We start from the raw sequence: 5494 nt of genomic DNA on the forward strand, positions 1-5494 counted from the left end.
CTTTTATATCATTTAGTGTTACTTCATTTCTACTTTTTCCAAAAATTTTTTCAATGTAATCTGAATTCATATAATTGTATTTAAGTTATTGAATTTGAGCGTATTTTTGGCCGAATAGCGCACAACGGTTCCTGGCTTAGCTTGATGGGGAACTTTTAAGCAGATTATTTTTGGCTAAACGAATATATGAAAATAAACGGTAATTCCACTAAATTCCCCATCATGCTAAACCAGTGTTAGCGGTTCGGCTTTTTTGTTATTTGATTGATCACCACAACCAATTCGAGTCGATTGTAGAATTGATATTTTCGTTTACTTTGTCCAAGAAGTAATTAAAATTATTGTTGGATAAAGTATCGTTATTTGTAAGCTTATAAATTATTTTTTCATTGATAATAATTTTCCAAACTCTTCTGTCGTTAATTATTATTGAGGTTTTACTGACCTCTGTTATTTCAGATATTTTATGTTTGACCACTTGATTTTTAGTGTTTATTACGTATAAATATTCTTTATCATAATAAAATTCAGATTTGAATCTTAAATATTCTGCTAAACCAAAGACAAAACGTCCATTTGATATTTTTGTCAATTTTGTTAAATCTAATTTTGTTCTTTTCTTAAAATGAATTTCTTTTATTTCATTGTAGTTTCTGATATAAAATATTATTCTTTTTATGTTGTAAATTAAAAGGGAAAACAATAAAAATAAAAGTATATTTTTAAACGTCATATTTCGTTTTTTTTTAAGCTGACCGCTAACGGTTTGCCACTTTGAGATGGCTGGAAGTTTGTAAACGCTCAATTTTCGGCTTAACGAAAACTTGATGCGAAACGGTAATTCCACTAAACTCCAGCTAGCTCAAAATGGCGGTTGCAAGAGGTTTTTTTATTACTCCACAGTCTCCAAATGTCTCCATTCAACGGAGTAAACTACAAATTCTAACGCATTTATTACTTCTATTAGATAGGTTTTAAATATGCCGTTTTTATTATAACGTGGATATATTTTTCCAAATTTTTTAATCATTGCTTTTTTATTGTCGATTCTCCATTGCTTTTCTAATTTTTCTACCTCTTCAAAACTTATTGTGTTGTAATTTTTTAATTTGCAGATTGATAAAGTATCGGATTTGTTTTGCCATAGAAAGGATCCTCCTGTTTCACAAAAAATATTAAAAACTATCCCACTTTCATCTTCTTTATAAAATTTCATATTTCGTGGACAGTTTGTATCAAGCTTGAATTCTAGATAGATCGATTTTTTCTCTATCTTTTGTCCATATATATTGAGGATAAAAAGTAAAAAACAACTATTAATTAAAATACGGTTCATTTTCGTAAATGTTTAGAAGTGAATTATTTATTTGATCTCTTTGTTCTATTTTTAAATTAGTCCAAGCAGCTGTACCTTTTAGTCCGAACCAAGATAGTGTGTTATAGAACTCTTCAGAATGAGCATTACTATCATATTGCTTTAGAACTTGCTTTATGGTATTTCTATATCTGTCAGCCATATATTCATGTTGGAATTCTGTGGGATTTGTGGTGTTAAGTTGATACTGTTCGTAATATTTATATAGCTTTGGAAAATCATTTTGAATATTTTTGAGGTAAATTCCCCATTGTTTATCTGTCATATTTTGAGTATTGACATTAGGGAGTTTTGAACACTTCAATAAAATTCTGTTTATTTCAGCATGCATCATTTCGTGTATAAATATTATTGGTGAAATGATTTTTGGAAATTTCATAATGTTACTTGGTAAGCTAGCGTCATTATTGAGGATAATTTTAATCAAATAATTTTCAGGAGTTAATGTTATAGCCTGTGCATTTTGATTAATTGGATAATTAATCCCGAACTGATTATCAACACTAAGTTTTAAATTAGCAAGCAAGAACTTGTTGTCAAATTTCTGTAAATAGGTTTGAAAACCTGGAGCTTTACCAAGTTGTGAATATACCCCATATAGATTAGGATTGTTTTTAAGTGATTTGTCAACTATAACTCTATAATCAAAATCAACTTCCGTACTATTATTTGTTTCTATTTCACTGTCAATCACTTTTTTAAAAAAACTCTCAATTTCAGGAGTTACAAAAATTATTTCATTTAAGTAAGATTTAATGTCTAGTAATTCCTCGCTATCTCTATTATTAAACACCCAATTAAACTGGTGAAAATTGAGTTCATATTTACTTGAAAATTCTAATGCCAATTTTGCATCAAGTTTTGCAGTGTTAGAGAAGTTTTGGTCAATTAAATATTGTCCCAGGGTATTTTTTATATCGGAATCTCTATTGTAATAAGTTCTTTCAACGGAATTTAAAGTACCACTTTCAAAGTTTTTTAGTTGAGAGGTATATGGAACTGTATTAGGTGCAGCTATTACAGCCGAAGCTCCTCCTCCTGATGTATTTGTTAGATTAGTGGCTTGTCCTCCACTATTTCCTGTGCCGTCATCAGAATAGCCGCAAGAAATACCTGTAAGTACCCATCCTGCCTCAAAAGGTTCTTCATTGCCTGCACCAACTAGTTCACCTCTGTCACCATCATCTATCATAGCCCATTCCCAAGTTTCAGTACATCCAAAAGCCATTTTAGAAAACGTACCATTTTTGAAAGTAGAAGTGTCAAAATCGACCGAATATATTGAAGTCTTATATTTTTTTATTGATTTGGTATTTAAGTTAGCATATTCTTCAGAAGTAAAACCATACTGAATAATGTAAGCATCATAACCACCCTTACTATTTGATTGAATCAAAAGGTTTTCAAGATTAGATGTTTTAATGGAATCTCTGAGGATTTGGAAACTGTAAGAGTGTATGCCAGTTTGGGTGTCTTCCATGTAATTTACATTGTCAGTATTAATAGTAAAACCGAGTTTATTATGAATTTCTTTTGAAAAAGCAGAATTACTTTTTTTATTTTTTAGGTCAATACTAATTAATTTTTGCACAATTTTATTATTTGATTTGATTTTTTCGTTAGTCAAAACAGTTACTTTAAATCTTGATTGTTGATGGCTAATAAGAGAATTTTGATTGGTTTCGATTAATGAATTCTGTTCACAATTAGTCATCAATGATAAAATGAAAATGAATAAAATTGTAAATTTGAGTAATTCTTTAAATTTGTTTTTCATAATTTTCACGTTGGTTTTGGTTAAAATCGCTTGCAACGTGTCGCGGCTTGCAGAAGTGGCGAACTTCGTAACCGATTATTTTCGGCTAAGATAAAAATTCTTGCGAAAGATAAACGTGAATGTACCACATATTTCGCCATTTTTGCAAACCGCTGTTAGTGGCTGTTTTTTTATTTAATTCCATTTTCCGTTTTCCAAATTTCTAAAGTTTTCGGATGTTCATTATCGTTTGGATAATTTTCTTTTACAAATTCAAACTGTTTTTTTGTTAGTAAAACTAGTCTTCCGTCATTTTGTGCTGAAATCGGATAAAATCTCTCATCGCTTTTCTGAGCTTCTAATTCTGCGTTTAGCATTTCGATAAATTTCACGTAAGCAATTCCCCAATCTAATTCTCCAAAGTTATTTTCAAACGCAACATATTCTTTTCCGTTTAGTTCAATTGTATGTTTCCAATATTTTTTTGTTTGCGAACTTTTTTCATTTGAATAGTTTAGTTTTAAACCTAGCTTTTCAAAAGTTAGTTTCATAATTTTTAGATAGTTAGTTAAACCACCAACTTCAAAAAGTTCTTCGCTGTCAATTGAATAAAAACGATTGTTAACAAAATTTAAAGTTTCGCCTCTTAATTTCCCTTCAAAAAAATCAAGTTCGTTAAAAGCTTTTTCTAATTCAATTTTTTCAGCATTCAGTTCTGTTTTGTCGGTTAAGTTAAAAAAGTTTAGTTTTTCTAATTCTTGAACTATTTGTTTTCCGTTTAGTTTTTTTATTACGCTTTTTTCGGTAGTTTTTTCTTCTGTTTTTAAGTCATTATTTTGTGCTTTGCTATTACAAGCAAATACTAAAAAACTAAAAATTAAAAGTATGATTTGTTTCATTTTTCCTTATTATCAGTGCGTTCAGCCAAAATAGCCACTAACGTTTTGCGGCTTTGAAATGGTGGGGAAATCATAAACGATAAATTTTTGGCTTAAAGAAAATTTGAAGCGAAACGATAATTCCACTAAAACCCCACTATTGCAAAACTGTTGTTAAGCAATGTAATTATACGACAATTTTAGCAATATTTTGTGGATTTTAAATGAATTTTCAGAAGTTTTTCGGCTAAATATCTTTTATCATTTTTCCGCTCCAACTTTCGCCACTAACAGTTCGGCAATCATTTTCCGTTTCAACTTTCGCCACAAACACTTCGGCAATCATTTTCCGCTCCAACTTTCGCCACAAAAATTCGGCAATCATTTTCCGCTTGAACTTTCGCCACAAACACTTCGGCAATCATTTTCCGTTTCAACTTTCGCCACAAACATTTCAGCAATAATTTTTCATTCCAAATTCCGCTTAAGATGCTGATTTCAAAATGTTTTCTACTTTATCATAAATGTGAATTTAAGCAGATTTTTTTTAGATATTATATTGCTTAACGTTTTGCGGCTTTGAAATGGTGGGGAAATCGTAAACGATAAATTTTCGGTTTAAAAAAAATTTGAAGCGAAACGATAATTCCACTAAAACCCCACTATTGCAAAACCGTTGTTAAGCAATGTAATTATACGACAATTTTAGTAATATTCTAAGGATTTTGAATGAATTTTCAGAAGTTTTTCGGTTAAATATTTTTTATGATTTTTCCGCTCTAACTTTCGCCACAATTACTTCGGCAATCATTTTCCGTTTCAACTTTCAGGACAAATACGTCGGCAATCATTTTCCGTTTCAATTTTCGGTACAAACACTTCGGTAATCATTTTCCGCTACAACTTTCGCCACAAACACTTCGGTAATCATTTTCCGCTTAAACTTTCGCCACAAACATTTCAGCTATAATTTTTCATTCCAACTTTCGCTATAAACACTTTTTTGAATATTTTCTACTTAAATAAAATATGAATTTAAGAAGATTCTTTTTTTGATATTATATTGCTTAACGGTTCCTGGCTTAGCTTGGTGGGGAACTTTTAAGCAGATTATTTTTGGCTGTACGAATATATGAAAAAAAACGGAAATTCCACTAAATTCCCCATCATGCTAAACCAGTGTTGTAATATGTTTTTATCAGCACAAAAATTCCTCGTTATTCAATTTTTCGGCACAATACTTTTCGCCACAAACTGCATCATTTTCATTAATCCAAATTACTTTCTGGTTAATAATTCCGTCTCAATATTTTTCGCCACAAACTGCATCGCATTAATTGAAGTAAATTAGTTTCGGCTTAACGATTTCACCATAATCTATTTCAACGCAAACTGCATCATTTTCATTAATCCAAATTACTTTCTGGTTAATAATTCCGTCTCAATATTTTTCGCCACAAACTGCATCGCATTAATTGAAGTAAA

At 30.2% G+C, this 5494-nt stretch carries 4 protein-coding genes; all 4 read right to left on the reverse strand.

The annotated features are described in order from the left end of the window. Positions 1-268: 268 nt before the first annotated feature. Positions 269-592, reverse strand: coding sequence for a hypothetical protein (locus HNP99_RS17535; RefSeq protein WP_173854749.1), 324 nt, complete (start codon positions 590-592; stop codon positions 269-271). 300 nt (positions 593-892) lie between these two features. Continuing rightward, positions 893-1336, reverse strand: coding sequence for a hypothetical protein (locus HNP99_RS17540; RefSeq protein ID WP_173854750.1), 444 nt, complete (start codon positions 1334-1336; stop codon positions 893-895). Beyond that, positions 1317-3152, reverse strand: coding sequence for a hypothetical protein (locus HNP99_RS17545; protein ID WP_173854751.1), 1836 nt, complete (start codon positions 3150-3152; stop codon positions 1317-1319). The genes HNP99_RS17540 and HNP99_RS17545 overlap by 20 nt, the downstream gene beginning before the upstream one ends. A gap of 170 nt (positions 3153-3322) precedes the next feature. Continuing rightward, positions 3323-4030 carry a hypothetical protein gene (locus HNP99_RS17550; RefSeq protein WP_173854752.1) on the reverse strand — a complete coding sequence of 236 codons (708 nt, stop codon included), beginning with the start codon at positions 4028-4030 and terminating at the stop codon, positions 3323-3325. Positions 4031-5494 lie beyond the last annotated feature (1464 nt).

The sequence above is a fragment of the Flavobacterium gelidicaeli genome, from assembly GCF_013294005.1.
GTDB lineage: Bacteria > Bacteroidota > Bacteroidia > Flavobacteriales > Flavobacteriaceae > Flavobacterium.